General features: G+C 64.7%; 17 protein-coding genes. 10 read left to right on the top strand and 7 right to left on the bottom strand.

Going from position 1 to position 16,432, the window contains the following annotated elements:
* Positions 1-168: 168 nt before the first annotated feature.
* A complete protein-coding gene (locus tag JQ592_RS18365) occupies positions 169-2,073 on the top strand; it encodes a sensor domain-containing diguanylate cyclase (RefSeq protein ID WP_211404218.1) in 1,905 nt (634 codons plus the stop codon).
* A 153-nt stretch (positions 2,074-2,226) separates the two neighbouring features.
* Here JQ592_RS18365 and JQ592_RS18360 read toward each other — a convergent pair whose 3' ends face one another.
* Positions 2,227-2,445, bottom strand: a complete 219-nt coding sequence (locus JQ592_RS18360; RefSeq protein WP_211404217.1) for a SlyX family protein — start codon at positions 2,443-2,445, stop codon at positions 2,227-2,229.
* On the bottom strand, positions 2,435-3,187 hold the full coding sequence (locus tag JQ592_RS18355; protein WP_211404431.1) for a rhodanese-related sulfurtransferase: 753 nt from the start codon (positions 3,185-3,187) through the stop codon (positions 2,435-2,437). The genes JQ592_RS18360 and JQ592_RS18355 overlap by 11 nt, the downstream gene beginning before the upstream one ends.
* Before the next feature lie 234 nt (positions 3,188-3,421).
* Between JQ592_RS18355 and ggt the strand changes: the two genes are divergently transcribed.
* From ggt to JQ592_RS18330, 5 genes are all read left to right on the top strand, one after another.
* A complete protein-coding gene (gene ggt / locus JQ592_RS18350) occupies positions 3,422-5,008 on the top strand; it encodes a gamma-glutamyltransferase (RefSeq protein WP_211404216.1) in 1,587 nt (528 codons plus the stop codon).
* Positions 5,009-5,093: 85 nt separating this feature from the next.
* Entirely contained in the window at positions 5,094-5,558 is a 465-nt protein-coding gene (locus tag JQ592_RS18345) for an FKBP-type peptidyl-prolyl cis-trans isomerase (RefSeq protein WP_130370680.1), read from the top strand.
* A gap of 269 nt (positions 5,559-5,827) precedes the next feature.
* The gene (locus tag JQ592_RS18340; protein ID WP_028134790.1) at positions 5,828-6,343 is read left to right on the top strand and encodes a cupin domain-containing protein; all 516 of its coding nucleotides are present in this window, start codon (positions 5,828-5,830) and stop codon (positions 6,341-6,343) included.
* Positions 6,344-6,471: 128 nt separating this feature from the next.
* Positions 6,472-6,900: a VOC family protein gene (locus JQ592_RS18335; RefSeq protein ID WP_211404215.1), complete on the top strand. Its 429-nt coding sequence runs from the start codon at positions 6,472-6,474 to the stop codon at positions 6,898-6,900.
* A gap of 35 nt (positions 6,901-6,935) precedes the next feature.
* Positions 6,936-7,424, top strand: a complete 489-nt coding sequence (locus JQ592_RS18330) for a VOC family protein (protein WP_211404214.1) — start codon at positions 6,936-6,938, stop codon at positions 7,422-7,424.
* Positions 7,425-7,472: 48 nt separating this feature from the next.
* Here JQ592_RS18330 and JQ592_RS18325 read toward each other — a convergent pair whose 3' ends face one another.
* The 3 genes from JQ592_RS18325 to JQ592_RS18315 form a co-directional block, all read right to left on the bottom strand.
* Entirely contained in the window at positions 7,473-8,651 is a 1,179-nt protein-coding gene (locus JQ592_RS18325) for an IS481 family transposase (protein ID WP_211404213.1), read from the bottom strand.
* Positions 8,652-8,858: 207 nt separating this feature from the next.
* Positions 8,859-10,007 (bottom strand): hypothetical protein, encoded by a 1,149-nt coding sequence (locus tag JQ592_RS18320; protein WP_433996424.1) that lies wholly within the window; start codon positions 10,005-10,007, stop codon positions 8,859-8,861.
* Positions 9,995-10,696, bottom strand: a complete 702-nt coding sequence (locus tag JQ592_RS18315; RefSeq protein ID WP_211404211.1) for a FecR family protein — start codon at positions 10,694-10,696, stop codon at positions 9,995-9,997. Before JQ592_RS18315 ends, JQ592_RS18320 begins: the two co-directional genes overlap by 13 nt.
* Before the next feature lie 200 nt (positions 10,697-10,896).
* Between JQ592_RS18315 and JQ592_RS18310 the strand changes: the two genes are divergently transcribed.
* The gene (locus tag JQ592_RS18310; protein WP_211404210.1) at positions 10,897-12,177 is read left to right on the top strand and encodes a phospholipid carrier-dependent glycosyltransferase; all 1,281 of its coding nucleotides are present in this window, start codon (positions 10,897-10,899) and stop codon (positions 12,175-12,177) included.
* Between the two features lie 54 nt (positions 12,178-12,231).
* On the opposite strand, the gene JQ592_RS18305 is transcribed toward JQ592_RS18310, so the two are convergent.
* Positions 12,232-12,873, bottom strand: coding sequence for an OmpA family protein (locus tag JQ592_RS18305; RefSeq protein WP_211404209.1), 642 nt, complete (start codon positions 12,871-12,873; stop codon positions 12,232-12,234).
* A 534-nt stretch (positions 12,874-13,407) separates the two neighbouring features.
* On the opposite strand from JQ592_RS18305, the gene JQ592_RS18300 reads away from it, so the two are divergent.
* The 3 genes from JQ592_RS18300 (at position 13,408) to JQ592_RS18290 (ending at position 15,321) form a co-directional block, all read left to right on the top strand.
* Positions 13,408-13,653, top strand: coding sequence for a hypothetical protein (locus JQ592_RS18300; RefSeq protein WP_211404430.1), 246 nt, complete (start codon positions 13,408-13,410; stop codon positions 13,651-13,653).
* A 121-nt stretch (positions 13,654-13,774) separates the two neighbouring features.
* Positions 13,775-14,029 carry a hypothetical protein gene (locus tag JQ592_RS18295; protein WP_211404208.1) on the top strand — a complete coding sequence of 85 codons (255 nt, stop codon included), beginning with the start codon at positions 13,775-13,777 and terminating at the stop codon, positions 14,027-14,029.
* A 128-nt stretch (positions 14,030-14,157) separates the two neighbouring features.
* The gene (locus JQ592_RS18290) at positions 14,158-15,321 is read left to right on the top strand and encodes a winged helix-turn-helix domain-containing protein (protein WP_211404207.1); all 1,164 of its coding nucleotides are present in this window, start codon (positions 14,158-14,160) and stop codon (positions 15,319-15,321) included.
* Here JQ592_RS18290 and JQ592_RS18285 read toward each other — a convergent pair.
* Positions 15,263-16,336 carry an NAD(P)-dependent oxidoreductase gene (locus tag JQ592_RS18285; RefSeq protein WP_246820503.1) on the bottom strand — a complete coding sequence of 358 codons (1,074 nt, stop codon included), beginning with the start codon at positions 16,334-16,336 and terminating at the stop codon, positions 15,263-15,265. The genes JQ592_RS18290 and JQ592_RS18285 overlap by 59 nt on opposite strands.
* Between the last annotated feature and the right edge of the window lie 96 nt (positions 16,337-16,432).

The raw sequence follows: 16,432 nt of genomic DNA, 5'->3' as shown, positions 1-16,432 counted from the left end.
AGGCGCCGGATTCCGACAGGCTTGCTAATGTCTTGTTAGCGATGCGCTGATCCTGGCGTCCGTAAGACTACTGGAAACCGGGGAGATAGCCGCGTATTCCGGTAGTGATTTCAGAGTTCACTAAGAGAAGCGGCAGAGTTTCCGAAACGATCGGAGAAATTCTGCCGCATGAGCGCCGCTACCCAAAGAGCCGGATGGAGCCGCCTGCCGCTGCGTGCGGCGGCGTTCGTCGTGCTGACCTGCGCGACCATCCTCGGCGTCAGCGCCTGGCGCGAATGGGCCGCGCGCGATGCGGTGCTCAGGGGCGCCGAGACCGAGATGGCGAACGTTGCGCGCTCGCTGACACAGCATGCGGAGGACAGCTTCGACCTGCTCGATTCCGGCATCGTCGGCGTCGTCAGCCGGCTGGAGATGGACGGCACCGACCCCGTCACGATTGCCAAGCTCGGAAACCTCCTGGAGGCCCGGGCGAAGTCGGTCGAACGCATCCACAGCCTCGCCATCACCGACGACCAGGGCAAACGGCTGACCTCTCCCGGGACGATCAACTCGACGTTCAGCGACGACGCGTTCTTCCGCCATCACCAGCTCTCGCCGAAGCGCGAGCCCCATTTCGGACGCCCGGTGAAGAGCCTGATCGACGGCGAATGGGTCGTCACCCTGTCGCGCCGTTTCAACAAGCCGGACGGCAGCTTCGGCGGCGTGGTGCTCGCGACCATCAGCTCCCGATATCTGTCGCACTTCTACGAGCAGTTCGAGATCGGCCGCAACAGCTCCGTGGCGCTGACGCATGGCGACGGCCTGATCGTGGCGCGCTACCCGAGCAACGAGAAATTCGTCGCACGCAGCGTTGCCGACAAGCCGCTGTTTCGCGACCCGAGCCTGCAGGGACCGAGCGGCGCCTATCACTTCAAGTCGCCGCTGGACGGCGCCGAACGCGTCAGCTTCTTCAAGCGCTCCAGCCGCTATCCGTTCTTCCTGCTCGCCACCGTCGACAGGGATGCACTGCTGGCGCCCTGGCGCGCCGCCGCAGTTTCCCGCATGCTCTACGTCCTTGCGCTGGTCATGCTGATTGCAATCATCGGCGCGGTGCTGGTGCGGCAGTTGCAGCGCGGGCAGCGCATGGCGGCCGCCCTGGTCGAGAAGGAAGCGCATTTTCGCCTGCTCGCGGAAGGCTCCAGCGACATGGTGACCCGGATCGGGCTCGACGAGCGGCTGCGCTATGTCTCGCCGTCGTCGGTTCGCGTCGTCGGCTGGCGGGCCAATCAATTGATGGGTACGCCCGCACTCGCCGGCATTCATGCCGACGACCTGCCGCAAGTCCAGGCTCTCGTTGACGCCATGAAGCGCGGCGAGAAGGAGGAGGCGCGCGTCACCTACCGCAACTCGCACCGGCAGAAGGGCGAAGTCTGGCTCGAATCGACCATGCGGGTGACGCGCAAGGACGACGGCCGTGTCGATGGCGTGGTCGCGATCTCGCGCGACATCACCGCGCACAAGCAGCTCGAAACCCGGCTCGAGACGCTTGCGATCGAGGACAGCCTCACCGGGCTTGCCAACCGCCGCCGCTTCGACGAGCGGCTGAAGGAGGAATGGGCGCGGGCCTATCGCGACCGGTCCAGCCTCGCTTTGCTGATGATCGACGTCGACCACTTCAAGGCCTACAACGACGAGTACGGCCATCCCGCGGGCGACGCCTGCCTGCGCGTGATCGCCAGGATCCTTGCGGCCGAGATGCAGCGCGCCGGTGATCTGGCGGCGCGCTATGGCGGCGAGGAATTCGCCATGCTGCTGCCCAACACCGATGCCGCCGGCTGCGCCCGGATCGGCGAACGGATCCGCGTAGCCATTCACCGGCAGGGCCTCGTCCACGCCTCGAGCCCGATTTCGGGGCGCGTGAGCGCCTCGCTTGGCGGCGCCGCCTGCCGGCCGACCTTCGAGCGAACCGCAGGCGTCGCTTCTCTGGTGGAAGCCGCCGATCGCGCGCTCTACGCCGCCAAGGATGCCGGCCGCGACCGTCTGATCATGTCCGGCGAGGTCATGACCCTGCTGCCGAAGGCGTCCGGACAGTAAGCCTCGTCCGCAACAGCTACGTGTCCCGGACGCGACGCAGCGTGAAACGATGCGGCGCCGAGCCGGGACCCAGCACCTATCTTGTCGCAATAATGGGCCCCGGTTCAGCAGCGCATCGCAAAGCGCGCTGCGCTGCGCCCGGGGCACGAGAATTCAATAATGCGGCGGGCGCTCGTTGGCGGGGCCCGGCGCATGGGCCTCGGCCTCCTGCAGCCGCTCGCCGAGCTCTGCGATCTTCCGCGTCAGCGCATCGATCTGCTTCCACTGCGCGGTGATGGTCTGGTTCAGCGTCTCGATGGTGTCGTCCTGATAGGCGATGCGCATCTCCAGCGTGTCGATGCGTTCGCTCAGCGTCTTGATCTCATTCGTCACGTGTCGCGTCCTTGTCCCGTTCGCGCAAACCGTGGCCCAGCGCGACGCGCTCGTCGAACACAAAACATTCGCCGCGCCAGCGGCTCTGCGCCTCCGGCACCACTTCCAGATATTTCAGGATGCCGCCCTTGAGGTGATAGACCTCGGCAAAGCCGCGCGCGAGCAGGTGCGCGCTCGCCTTCTCGCAGCGGATGCCGCCGGTGCAGAACATAGCGATCCTGCGGTGTCTTGCCGGATCGAGCTTCTGCGCGGCAAACTCCTTGAACTGGCCGAAGCTCTTGATGTCTGGGTCGACCGCGCCCTCGAACGTGCCCATCGCGACCTCGAAGGCGTTGCGGGTGTCGAGCACCAGCGTGTCGGGTGCTGCGATCAGCGCGTTCCATTCGCGTGCGTCGACGTAGGTGCCGACCTGGCGCGTCGGATCGGCGGCCGCATCGCCCAGCGTGACGATCTCCTTCTTCAGCCGCACCTTGAGCCGGCCGAACGGCATCCCCTCCGCAGTCGAGAACTTCAATTCGAGATTGTTCAGCCGGCCGCCGAATCGGGCGCCGTGTGCGAGCTCGTGGGCGAAGGTGTCGATCGCCTCGGCCGCGCCGGCGATGGTGCCGTTGATGCCCTCCTCGGCCAGCAGCACGCTGCCTTTCAGCGCAAGGCCGGCGCAGAACGCGCGCAGCGGCTCGCGCAGCTCGCGGTAATCGGGCAGGGCGGCGAATTGATAGAAGGCGCAGACCTTGTAAGCCATATTCCTGGACGTCATGGCCGCTCGTTTAGCAGGCGGCCGGCGCCCGGAAAACCCGCATCGCGAGAGCCCGCAAAAGGTCTATACGCCCAGCGGATGGCAGCCATTTCCCTGGTATGCCAGCATTGCCCCGACCGGCCGGAATGTGCCATGTAGACCCGGTTTTTCCGAGACGGCGCGGCGCGCGCATCCACGGCCAAGAAAGCCTCAAGACAGCCTAACGAGAGCAAGAATTCGATGAGAAACTTCCATTTCCCCGGCAGGTCCACGGTCCACGCCACCAACGCGATGGTTGCGACCTCGCATCCGCAGGCCTCGCTGGCCGCGATCGAGGTGCTGCGCGAGGGCGGCACGGCGGTGGACGCGGCGGTCGCCGGCTCGGCCGTGCTCGGCGTGATCGAGCCGCAATCGACCGGCATCGGCGGCGACTGCTTTGCGCTGATCCAGCCGCGTGGCGAAGGCAAGATCATCGCCTATAACGGCTCCGGCCGCGCCCCGAAGGCGGCGAACGCCGACTGGTATCTCGAGCGCAAGATTACTTCCGTGCCGCTGACCTCGGCGCATGCGGTCTCGATCCCCGGCGTGATCGACGCCTTTGCGACCGTGCTGCGCGATCACGGCAAATTCGGCTTCGACCGCCTGCTCCAGCCCGCGATCAAGGCGGCCGAGGAGGGCTATGTCGTCGCCCCGCGCATCGCCTTCGACTGGAAGAACCAGTTCGAGAAGCTGAAGAATGGCACCAACACCGTGCGCTACCTGCTGCCGGGCGGCAAGCCGCCGGTGGCCGGTGACGTCATCCGTCAGGCCGAGCTCGGCAAGACGCTGCGCGCGATTGCCAAGGACGGCCGCGACGCCTTCTACAAGGGCGAGATCGCGGAGGACATGGTCGAGACCCTGCGCGGCATCGGCGGCCTGCACACGCTCGATGATTTCGCCGCGCACACGACCGAAGTGACCACGCCGATCGGCACCACGTACAAGGGCTATGACGTCTGGCAGTGCCCGCCGAACGGCCCGGGCGTCACCGCGCTGTTGATGCTCAACATCCTGTCGCGCTTCGACCTGACCAAGTACGCGCCCGTGAGCGTCGAGCGCTTCCATCTCGAGGCGGAGGCCGCGCGCATCGCCTACATGAACCGCGAGATGCACGTCGCCTCTCCCGAGCACATGAAGATCAACGTCGCCGAGATGCTCGAGAAGGGCTTTGCCGACGAGTACATCAGCAAGATCCGCATGGACGGCATGCTCGACCTGCCCAATGTCGCGCCGCCGATGAATCCCTCGACCATCTACATCACGGTGGTGGACAAGGACCGCAACGTCTGCTCGTTCATCAATTCGGTCGCGCATTCCTTCGGTTCGGCGATCGTCTCGAACAAGACCGGCGTCTTGTTCCAGAATCGCGCCGGCGGCTTCCGCATCCAGCCCGGCCATCCCAACTGCATCGAAGGCGGCAAGCGTCCGCTGCACACGATCATGCCGGGCCTGCTCACCAAGGGCGGCCGTTCCACGATGTCGTTCGCGGTGATGGGCGGCCAGTATCAGCCGACCGGCCAGACTCGTCTGCTGACCAACATCCTCGATTATGGTTGCGACGTGCAGGAGGCGATCGACATGCCGCGTGGCCTGCACTACGAGGGCCAGTATCAGCTCGAGGACAGCGTTCCTGCCGGCATCGTCGAGGGTCTGAAGAAGCTCGGCCACAAGACCACCAGCGTGGTCGGCCCGCTCGGCGGCGCCCAGGCGATCTGGATCGACTGGGACAAGGGCACCCTCACCGGTGGTTCCGATCCGCGCAAGGACGGCTGCGCGCTGGGTTATTGAGCGAGGCACAAAGCTGCGAAGGTTTCGGCTGGAAACGACACCTGCATTGCGTTAGACACCTCCCGCCTCAAATGGAAGGTGTCTTATGCAGCGTTTCCAGCGCGTGCTCCTCGCTATCATGTCGGCACTCGCGATCACGGTGATCGCCAGTGTGTCCGATTTCGTTTCCACCACGGCCTCGGCCCAGACCGCAGGAAAGACCATGACCACAGCTTCAGGCTTGCAGATCATCGACACCACGGTCGGCACCGGCGCCTCGCCGCAGCCCGGCCAGATCTGCGTGATGCATTATACCGGCTGGCTCTATGAGAACGGCCAGAAGGGCAAGAAATTCGACTCGTCCGTCGATCGCAAGGAGCCGTTCGAGTTTCCGATCGGCAAGGGCCGCGTGATCGCGGGCTGGGATGAGGGCGTCGCCTCGATGAAGGTCGGCGGCAAGCGCACGCTGATCATTCCGCCGCAGCTCGGCTACGGCGCGCGCGGCGCCGGCGGGGTGATCCCGCCGAACGCAACGCTGATGTTCGACGTGGAATTGCTCGCGGTGAAGTGACGGCGCAGCCGTCATTCCGGGGCGGCTCGAAGAGCCGAACCCGGAATCTCGAGATCCCGGGTTCGATGCTTGCGCATCGCCCCGGGATGACTGAACAAAACAAACAAAAAGACCGGCCATGCGGCCGGTCTTTTCGTTTGCAGTCCTGCGCGCGTCACTCAGCCGCAACGGCACCATTTGGCGGCTACGAGGGTTCCGAATTTGGTATGGCTTGCGGCTGCGGCTTTGGGTTAGTTTGCTGCGCACGGAACCAACAGGAAGCACGTCCCATGACCGGCCATGACCATTCGCATTCCCACCATGACCACGATCACCACGACGATCGCTGGAAACATGACGGCGTGCGCGTCATTCCCGGCAACCAGCTCGATACCAACGTGCCGTCGACGGCAGGCATGGACCGTGCGGCAGCGATCAATTTCGCGCGCGTCGGCGCGCAGAAATTGTGGGCCGGCACCGTCAGCATCAAGCCCGACGCCAAGACCGGCGCGCATCATCACGGTCATCTCGAAAGCGTCATCTACGTGGTGAAGGGCAAGGCGCGGATGCGCTGGGGCGAGAGCCTGCAGTTCACCGCGGAGGCCGGCCCCGGCGATTTCATTTTCGTCCCTCCTTACGTGCCGCATCAGGAGATCAACGCCAGCCCGGACGAGGTGCTGGAATGCGTGCTGGTGCGCAGCGACGGCGAGGCGGTAGCGATCAACCTCGACATCGAGCCGGTCGAGAAGCCCGAGACCGTGCTGTGGATCGACCCCGTGCACCGGGACCCCAACGAGAAGAAGTAAGGCCGGCCTGAAGCCTGCTGGTTGTGCAACAGAACCCCGCAGCCAGAGCCTGAAAAAATATCTGGAAGCCGTGTCGGATGGCCGTCGGCCCGTCCGTCCTTGGGTGGAACCCGCCCAAGGAGCTTCCGATGCCCAAGATGATCTTCGTCAATTTGCCGGTGACCGACCTCAAGCGCGCGACGGCTTTCTATGAGGCGGTCGGCGCGGTCAGGAACCCGCAATTTTCCGACGAGACGGCGAGCTGCATGGTCTTCTCCGAGACCATTTTCGCCATGCTGCTCACCCACGACAAATTCCGCCAGTTCACGCCGAAGCCGATCTCGGATGCCAGGACCTCGAACCAGGTGCTGTTCTGTCTCTCCGCCGACAGCCGCAACGAGGTCGACGAGGTCGTCGGCAAGGCGGAGGCAGCGGGCGGAGTGGCCGATCCCGGCCCGAAGGACGAATACAGCTTCATGTACGGCCGCAGCTTCGAGGATCCGGACGGGCACATGTGGGGCGTGAACTGGATGGACCTCGCGGCCTTCGCCGCGCAGTCCGACATGGCGAACGCCTGATCGAAACCCCAGCCAGCCGAAGAGGAGCATTCACGATGTCCAAGCTCGTGCCCTGCATGTGGTTCAACGGCGATGCCGAGGAAGCGGCGAAGTTCTACACCTCGCTCGTGCCCAATTCCGAGATCACGCACGTTCAGCGCAATGTTTCGGACAACCCGTCCGGCAAGACGGGCTCCGTGCTCGTCGTCGAATTCACGGTGGCCGGGCAGCCGCTGGTCGCGCTCAACGGCGGCATGAAGATGGAGTACACCCACGCGATCTCGCTGATGATCCATTGCGACGACCAGGCCCAGGTCGACAGCGTCTGGAGCGCGTTCCTCGCCCATGGCGGCAAGGAGGAGCAGTGCGGCTGGCTCAGGGATCGCTGGGGCGTGGCCTGGCAGGTGGTGCCGAAAGTCATGTTCGAGTTTCTCACCAGCCCCGACAAGGCCGCCGCCGCCCGCGCGATGCAGGCCATGATGAAGATGGTGAAGCTGGACGTGGAGGTGTTGCGGCGCGCGTTCGAGGGCAAGTCGGCGGCGTGAGGCGGGGTGCTCTCGCCACATACTCACTGTCATCGCCCGGCTTGATGTTTAGACCGGAGACATGGCTGACACCTGTTCGGACACATCACTGACAGGTTGGTCATTGGTCAAGTCGATCGATGCGACCAGCCAGCTGGCAAAGAAGATTCCGAAGTGGCCGTCGCGGTCGAGCGGTCTGACGGCCAGTTGCTCGCCACAGAAGGCTTGCGGGACTTTCCACATTCGACCCTTGAAGGCGATGTAGCTCCGGGTCGAGGAGACGGTGCGAACGGTCTCTCCGGCGTCGTATTGGACCTGCGGGACACGTTCGGGCATGGGGCGAGAGCTGGGGCGGTAGCGATCGGCGGGGACGCCCATGCCAAGGCCCTCGTGAGGCCGTTCCAGGTTGTAGAGCATGCGCCAGCTATCAAGGGCGCGCTGGACTTCCGTCAGAGTGCGGAACGTGCGCAGGGCGAACACTTCCGCGTTCAAGCTGCGATGGAAGCGTTCGTTCTTGCCCCGGCCCTGGGGGTGGCGCGGCCTGGCATGCACCACCCTGATGCCGAGTTTGAGCAGCCACACCTTCAGCGCGGTCCAGCGCACGCCGGACGTGTCGCCCCAGGGGGAGCCGTTGTCGATGTAGAAGGCCTCCGGCAGGCCATAGCGGCGGAAGGTGTCGGTGAGATGCCTCTGCACGGCGGGACGCTGCTCGTTGACGCATGCCTTCAGACACACGGCATAGCGCGAGTGATCATCGACCATGGTCAGCGGATGACAGCGCGTTCCGTTGGCAAGGGGCATGTGGCCCTTGAAGTCCATTTGCCACAGCTGATTGGGTGCCTCCTTCTCGAAGCGATGGTCTGATGGGCTCGGCGGGGCCTTCTCGCTCGGCTTGATCCGCTCGTTCCGGCACAGGATCTGATGGACCGTGGAAGGCGCAGGCACAACCTCGCCGCCGCGCTTCAAGCAATGGGCAATCTTGCGCGCGCCCCAGGCTGGATGCTTGTCGCGCACAGCCAAGACTTGCGCCTCCACCGCAGGCTCGCTGCGTTTGGGCATGCTCTTCGGACGGCGGGGCTGATCCGCCAACTCATGGTCGCCCGCCTGCCAGCGCCTCAGCCATTTGTAGCCCACATCAGGACTGATCCCGAACCGCCGGCACAGCTCTCGCCGGTTGGTTCCTTCCTGCAAAGCAAGTCGCACGAACTCACGCCGCTGATCCATTACCGACACCTCGTTCCAAGGCATGGACGCCCTCCCGAATCGGACCAATCCAGCCAATGTTGATGTGTCAGCTATGTCTCCGAACCCCCGTCAGTGATCTGTCCGGGCTAAACACTTGACCGGGCGATCCAGTACTCCGAGACGGCAGTAATTAAACCGATGGGCCGCGGCGTACTGGATGCCCCGGTCAAGCCGGAGCATGACAGCGGAATTTGAGGCGAGATTTCGCCGCTAATAATTAATCCGTAGCCCCACGCCGCCGTGGATGGTGTTGCCGACCGGCTGCGGGCCCAGCGTGCCGTTGGCGAACAGGTCGACGATCCAGCCCTTCTGCACGCGGAAGCCGAGGCGGCCGCCATATTCGAGCCAGCCCTGGTTGCCCATAGTCGGCACCACCGTGCCGTTGCCGGTCACCGTGGCGACGACGCCGCTATGGCTGGCGAACGACTGCACCCAGCCGCCGTTGATGTTGGCCTCGATGTTGCTGCCGTACAGATGCGTCCACTGGCCGCCGATCTTGACGAGGCTGGTGCGGTCGGTGCCGGTCGCGATGCTGGCGTCGAACGGATTGAATGCCACCGCACTGTCGGTATAGCCGGAGACGCGCTGCCAGAGCTGCCAGACCTCGATCGAGGCCGCAACCTCGTCGCGCGGTGATACCCGGCTCATCCAGCCGGCACGGCCGTAGACCGCGTAGTTCGAGGCGTTGGTCGAGCTCGTGACGCTGACCGGGCCGAGGCTGGTGTCGTAGCTGCGGGTATAGCGCGCCTTCTCCCATGGCGTCAGGATGGTGCCGACGTCGAAGAACGGGCGCGAGGAGCCCCAATCGGTGAAGTCATAGCGCAGCGCGAAGGCGCCGATGGGCGCGCTGGTGATCTTGTAGCCGCCCTCATTGTATTGCGTGTAGGCGATGCCGGCGAGCAGCGACAGATTGTTGGTCAGCTCCTTGCGGCCGTGGATGCCGGCTGAGAACGAGCCGGCCGAGCCGAACGCGCTGATGCAGTCGCTGCAATTGACCTGCTCGTTGACGCCGAGCAGCACCGTGCCGAGCACCCGATTGGTGATCATCTGGTTGAAGCGCTGGTCCGCGAGGCCGCCGATCGAATTGCCGCTGGAATCCGCGCCGGTCGGTGTCGGGCTCGGCGACGGATACGGGTTCGGCAATGGTGACGGAGAGGGGGTCGGCGACGGAGAGGGCGAAGGTGAGGGAGAATAGGTCGGTATGGGAGTCGGTCCGGTTGTGCACTCGGACTCGCACGCCGCCTGGGCTGCAGCCGGGCGGACGTCCAGCGCGACAAGGGCAAGTGCAGTTACGGCGGTCAGCACGCCGGCAAGGATGAACCGTCCGAAGTGGAGCGTCACCATCGTCAGCGCCCGCACAGCATGCCGTCGTCATGGACGGCGGGCGTGATGGTCGGCGAGGCGTCGGCGTATTGGTTGACCGCGCACAGCCCGGCGCTTGCGGCGCAGTTGGCGGCGAAGGTCCAGGGCGGCGTGTTGGTCTTGGTGATGGAGACCTTGCCGCCGGTCGAGGTGATGATCGCTGTGTCGCCGGGCTGGGTGAGCTGCACGCATTGGAAGCTCAGCGTGCAGACGCTCGCGGCGCCGTCCTGAAGCACGACGACGGAGCGGCCGCGTTGGGAGAGGATGTCGAGCGTGGTGCCGCGCACGCCAATGGTCGCGAGCGGCGTCGTGATCTTGTATGCGGTCTTCTCGGAATGTCCGGTGACGAAGCGGAATGCGCCCGTCGTCATCCGGATCGCGACGTCGCGATAGCTGTGCTCGTCGTTGAAGACGGTGCGGTCGAGCTTCAGCGTGGCGCTCGGGCCGAGCGACAGATTGGTGCTGTCGGCCATGACGAAGCGCGCCGCGCTGTCGGCGCCGGTGCGCACGGTCTCGTCGCGCAACATGCTGTCGCCGACGCTGATCGGCGTCGTGGTCGCGGCCACCCGCACAACCTCGTTCTGGATCACGACGGCTTCGCCGACGCGTGTCTGCGCCTGCGCGCAAGGCGCGGCGCACAGAGCGGCCGTGAGCAGTGTGGGGAAAAGCCAAAAACGCAAATTCATTTCGCAACCGATCGATGTGTCCCTGATCGTACCGGATCGCGCATGCTTGCGATGTGGCGGAATTATCACAAGCGGCGCGGGACGTGCGTCATGCTTAGTGACAGCTGCGGCAGAATGCGTTCAATGACGAGAGCCAATATTTTTTTCTCCGCGGTGAAGCCAATTTGCCACGCAAAACAGCCCCACAAGAGACGCTCGAATTGCCTGCGGTTCCGAAGGTGTCGCGGAGCGCAGTGATTGCTGTCGCGATTTTCCTGATCGCGCATCTGGCATTGCTGATCGGACTCACTAGGCCAGAGAAGTTCGTCTTCGACGAGGTGCATTACGTGCCGGCGGCGCGCCAGATGCTGGCGCCCGCGATGTCGCAGCCGATGCTCAATCCGATGCATCCGCCGCTGGCCAAGGAGCTGATCGCGGCGTCGATCGCGACCTTCGGTGACAACGCGCTGGGCTGGCGATATCCAGGCACATTGTTCGGCGCTCTCGCCATCGTCGCGATCTATTTGTGCGGCCTCGCGCTGTTCGCTGCGCAGGGACCGGCGATCGCCGCCGCGCTGATCGCGGCCTTCAACCAGATGCTCTACGTGCAGGCCCGCATCGCGATGCTCGACATCTTTGCGCTCGGCTTCGGTCTGCTCGCGACCGCGGCCTTCATGCATGGCTTTCGCAAAGAGCGGCCGCATGCACTGTTCGCGGTGGCGGGCTGCCTGTTCGGCCTTGCTGCAGCCTGCAAATGGAGCGGCCTGTTTCCGCTCGGCGTCTGCATCGTCATTGTCGCGGTGATCCGCCTGATGCAGAGCTGGCACACATTGTTCGCCGACGCGAGGGCGGACGATTGGTATCGGCCCGACCTCTGGCCGGACTTCAGCGCGCTCCATGTCGCGCTTTGCTTCGCCGTGCTGCCGGCGATGACCTATCTCGTCGCCTTCATTCCGCTCTATGGATTGTCGCTGCCGGATCTGATCGAGGCGCAACGCCGGATCTTCGCCGACAACACCACGACTGCGATCGCCGGGCACACCTATATGAGCGCGTGGCCGTCCTGGCCACTGCTCGCGCGTCCGGTGTGGTTCCTGTTCGACAAGACGGCGGAGGACAACGTCTCCGCGATCGTCTTCCTCGGCAATCCGCTGGTGGCGTGGCTGGCGCTGGCGGCGCTCGCAGTCGTGCTGCGTGATTTCGTCGTCACGCGCCGATGGGATGCGTTCCTGATTGCGGCGTTTTACTTCGGGCCCTGGCTTGCCTGGGCGTTGCTGCCGCGCACGCTGGGGTTCATCTACTACTACCTGCCGGCCGCGACCGCAGCTTCCCTTGCACTGGTCTACGTCTTGCGCCGGGGCGGCCTGCCGCGCTGGCTGCTGTGGGCCTATGTCGGCGTCGCCGCGGCCGGCTTTGCGGTCATGCTGCCGGTCTCGGCCGCCTTCATCGGCACGTCGATGCAGACTTTCAATCGGCTGATGCTGTTCCAGAGCTGGATATGACATCGCCGCCTGCCGGGGTGCGGCAGGCGGCGTGTATCGCGCGACGGTTCGAAATCATTTCGACGCGGTCTTGGTGTCCATGTTCACGACCTGGACGCGGCGGTTGATCGGGTCGGCGCCGTTGGCGGTATCCTTCAGCTTGGTCTTGCCGTAGCCGACGGTGACGAGATCGGTGCCGTTGAGGCCGTAGTTCTGCACCAGGTACTTCTTGATGGTGTCGGCGCGCCGTTCGGATAGCCCCTGGTTGTATTCCTCGCCGCCGATGGCGTCGGTGTGGCCGGCGACCACGAAGGTCGAGCCCTTGAGCGCCGGGTCGGACAGCGCCTTGCCGAGCGCCTGCACCGACGGCACCGAGGTCCTGGCGATGTCGGCCGAGTTGTAGTCGAACTGGATCTCCAGATCGATCTTCGGCTTGGTCGCAGCCAACTCGGCGATCTGCTCGCGCTCGCCCATCGAGAGCGACCGGGTCGAGCGGTTGCGCACCGTGTTCAGGAACGTCGCTTCCTTGGCTTGCGCGGTCGTATCGGCCTGCGGACCGACGGACAGGCCGCGGGTCACCGGCTTCGGCTTCAGCGCGTCCACGATCTGGCTGGCGGAGAAATTGTTGTCGCCGGCCAGCGCAAAGCTCGCCGTCATCGACAGCGCCGCGGTAAGAGTGATCGCCTTCAGTCCAAAAAACCTATCAAAACGGGTCATTGTCGTATCCTCGCTGTAACGCCTGATGGCGATTTGATGCTGCGAGCATAGGGGAGGTTCAAAAACCGAAGTGTGATCTTCGTCACGTTGGGAATGGCCGTCTCCGCGGCGATCCCAGCGCGTTTTGCGGCGGTTCGGGTGTGGGATCGGGCAGAAAGCTCGCGACCCCGAGGGTAGGCGCGGGCGGCTGAACAGCAGGGGTCGCGTCCGCTCACGCGCGGGTTCGAGGCACCCCAGCCCTGGCGTGATTCAGATCACGAAGCACGGTCAGGCTGGTCGGTGAAAGTCCGGCCTGATGCCGGCGGGTGTCTGGGATCCATGAGGCGCCGGTTCGCTTGCAGAAACCTGCGCACACCGATCGTCGCGAAGCCGTCGCCGCGCGGCCTGCTCGCGAACAAGAAATCGGCCAGATGCGCGCCTAGCAAAATTCTTCGCCATCAACCGCAGACGAGGGGAGCCGAGTTCCGTCCAGTGCCGAGGCCGAGTGACTACCAGTTCCATCGCAGTGCGGATCGGACTGTGTCCCTGAGCTCCATGCCCATCTATATCGGCGCGGCGATGATCGCGCTGGCGATCCTGCTGTCGACGCTGATCACGAGCCTCACCTCGCGCTATGTCGGCCTCGAAGCCCCGACCGACGAGAACATGTGGCTGGTCGACCGTCTCACCGGCAGCGTCTATCGCTGCCAGGCGGAAGGACGCGGCAAGGCGTCGTGTGAGCCGGACGTCGCCACAGGCAGCCTCGGTGGCCGCTCCGGGGCGCCGAAGGACAATCGCTGACCGCGTCTGTCTTCGCACTGCAGCAAGAAAATTGTCTTCTCTGCGAAACGTCTGCGCGAGAGAATACGTAGTTGCGAAGGCCGGCATGACGCCGGTTTCGTTTTACGGAGGAGACTTTTCGATGAAGATCTTGCTCACGGCCGCAGCCTTTGTCGCGTTCACTCTTTCGCTGTCCCCGGCATCCGCCGCCATGATGGCGTGCACCAAGGACAACATGATGAAGACCGCAGCCACGATGGGCGGCACACCCGACACGCCGGCCAAGATGGCGGCGAACAAGGAAATGGCCATGGCCAACACCGACATGAGCAACGGCAAGATGAAGAGCGCCTGCATGCACTACATGAAGTCGCAGAAGGCGATGTCGATGAAGTAGGCGCGCCGCGCGCCATCCGGCCGCGCTGTCAGCAGATGGCAGCGCGGTTTTCCCTGGCCGCTCGCTTGCCCCGTTCTTTCTGCACCGTTCTTTCTCTCGGCGCGAATCCCGCTACATTGTGTCCTGCAATGTCCCGCGCGCCCAAACCTCTCCCCCTCACCACCACACAGGCCCGGCAGGTCTGGCTGCACGCCCAGCGGCTGGTTCAGCGCATCCCGTTCGGCGAGGGTGCGCAGGCCGTCGCCGATGCGGTCTCCCATCTCGGCTATGTGCAGATCGACACCATCAACGTCATCGAGCGCTGCCACCACCACATCCTGTACAGCCGCATCCCGTCCTATCGCCGCGCCGATCTGCGCCAGGCCCAGAGCGTCGACAGAAGCGTGTTCGAATACTGGACCCATGCGCTCTCTTATGTGCCGGCCGGCGACTTCCGCTTCTTCCTCCCTGCGATGCGCGAGCACCGCCGCGAAGGGCACAAATGGTACGCCTCGGTCAAGCCTGCCGATACGCGCAAGGTGATGCGGCTGCTGCGCGCCGGTCCGCTGACGATCCGCGACATCGAGGACGACGTGCTCACCGAGAAGGAGCACCTCTGGCAGAGCCGCAAACCCTCGAAGCGGGCCTTGCAGCTTGCCTTCTACACGGGTGTTGCAACCATCAGCGAACGCCAGGGCATGCTCAAGACCTATGAGCTGATGACGCGCCATTTCGGCTGGGACAAGCTGCCGAAGCCGGCCTCCGCGAAGGACATCACGGCCTATCTGCTCGATCGCGCGCTGCGCTCACAGGGTGTCGTCAGCCTCGATTCGATCTGCCACCTCGATGCGCCGAGCAAGAAGGCGGTCGCCAGCCTGATCGCCGCGCGCGTTCGCCGCGGCGAGCTCGTGCCCGTTGCGATCGACGGCGCGGGCAGGCAGGAGCATTGGGCGCCGCCCCCGGCGCTGGAAGCGAACGGCGAGGTGTCGCCCGATCTCGTCCACATCCTCTCGCCGTTCGATCCCCTGATCATCCAGCGCAAGCGCACCAACCTCATCTTCGGCTACAACCATCTGTTCGAGGCCTACGTGCCGAAGGCCAAGCGCAAGCTCGGCTATTTCGCGCTGCCGGTGCTGGTCGGCGACGAGATCGTCGCCGCGCTCGACCTCAAGACCGACCGGCAGGCGAAGAAGCTCCTGATGCAGAAATGGACCTGGGTCGGGCAGGGCAAGAAGACGGCGGGGCGTAAGGAGTTCAAGCGCGTGATCGAGGAGGAGCTCGATCGGTTCGAGCGGTTTCAGCTGGCGGAGTGAACCTCGTCGTCCTGTCTACAGTCTCTCCGATCTCGACCGAGCCGCCAGCTACGGCATGCGCATATCGGTCCAGCACCTCGTCGGCTGAATAGCTGGACCGTCGCGCAAATTCGTCTCGCAGGCCTAGCTGGGCGGAAACCTTCAAGCGCGCCGCCGTGGCGGTGGCCATCAGGGGATCGAAACCTAATTCCCGCAAGCCTGCGGCTACGCCATCCATCTCCACCGCGCGGCGCTCGGCGTGCAGCACGTCGGAGCGGACGCACATGTCTAGGAATTTGCTGAAGGGGGTGGCATCCATCGACGTGCAAAGCCCGCGCATGGTTTCATCGCGCACGCCGGCGAGCGTTGCGGCGGTCAGCGCCTCGACCAGCAGCGCCTCCATGCCTTTGGTCACCACGCTTCGCAGCATCTTCACGGCAGCTGCCGTTCCGGCTTCGGGGCCTGCGACCTCGATGCGGAAGCCGAGCGGCTTGAATATCTCCGCGAAGCGCTCGGCGCCGCTGCCGGACGTGTAGAGCGTGACCGCGGCACCGTAGAGGTCGACCGATCCCATCAGGTTCGCATCCGCAAACAGACCGCCGCGGGCCTCCACGGCTGCGGCGACACGCCTTTTCGTCTGCGGGGTCGCGGCGTTGATGTCCACGACGAGGCAGCCGGGACGGACGATCCTGGAAATGGCCTCACCCGTTTCAGCCGCAACGGCAACGACGACGGCGGAAAAGATCACGTCCGCGTCCGACAGGTCCTCGAGCCGGTCGACCAGCACGACGCCACAGCCGGCTGCCATCGCACGAAAGGCCTCGGAGTAGGGCGGCGCGTTGGTCTTGCCCTGACAGAACGCGACCATCGTCGCACCAGTCTGCGCCGCAAGATGCGATGCAAAGCATCGCGCGGCCTCACCAAATCCGACAAAGGCGATCCTGGGCTGCGGCATGGCTGGGGCCTCCTTGCGCGGCGTTTCACCGCCGACAGCCATTGTGCCGGGTTCTGGCGTTGAGTCAATGAACCGGTTCATCAAGAGTCTGGGCCGCGCAGGCGGTCATGACGCAAATCGGCTAGTTTTTTAGCAAAATCGGTCGCGTTGCCTTGCCTGGATAAATGAACCGGTTCA

Origin of the sequence: Bradyrhizobium iriomotense (assembly GCF_018129405.1) — a bacterium.
Taxonomy (GTDB): Bacteria; Pseudomonadota; Alphaproteobacteria; order Rhizobiales; family Xanthobacteraceae; genus Bradyrhizobium; species Bradyrhizobium iriomotense_B.
Note: the sequence above shows the minus strand (reverse complement) of the source record. Positions and strands in the feature narration are given on the sequence as shown.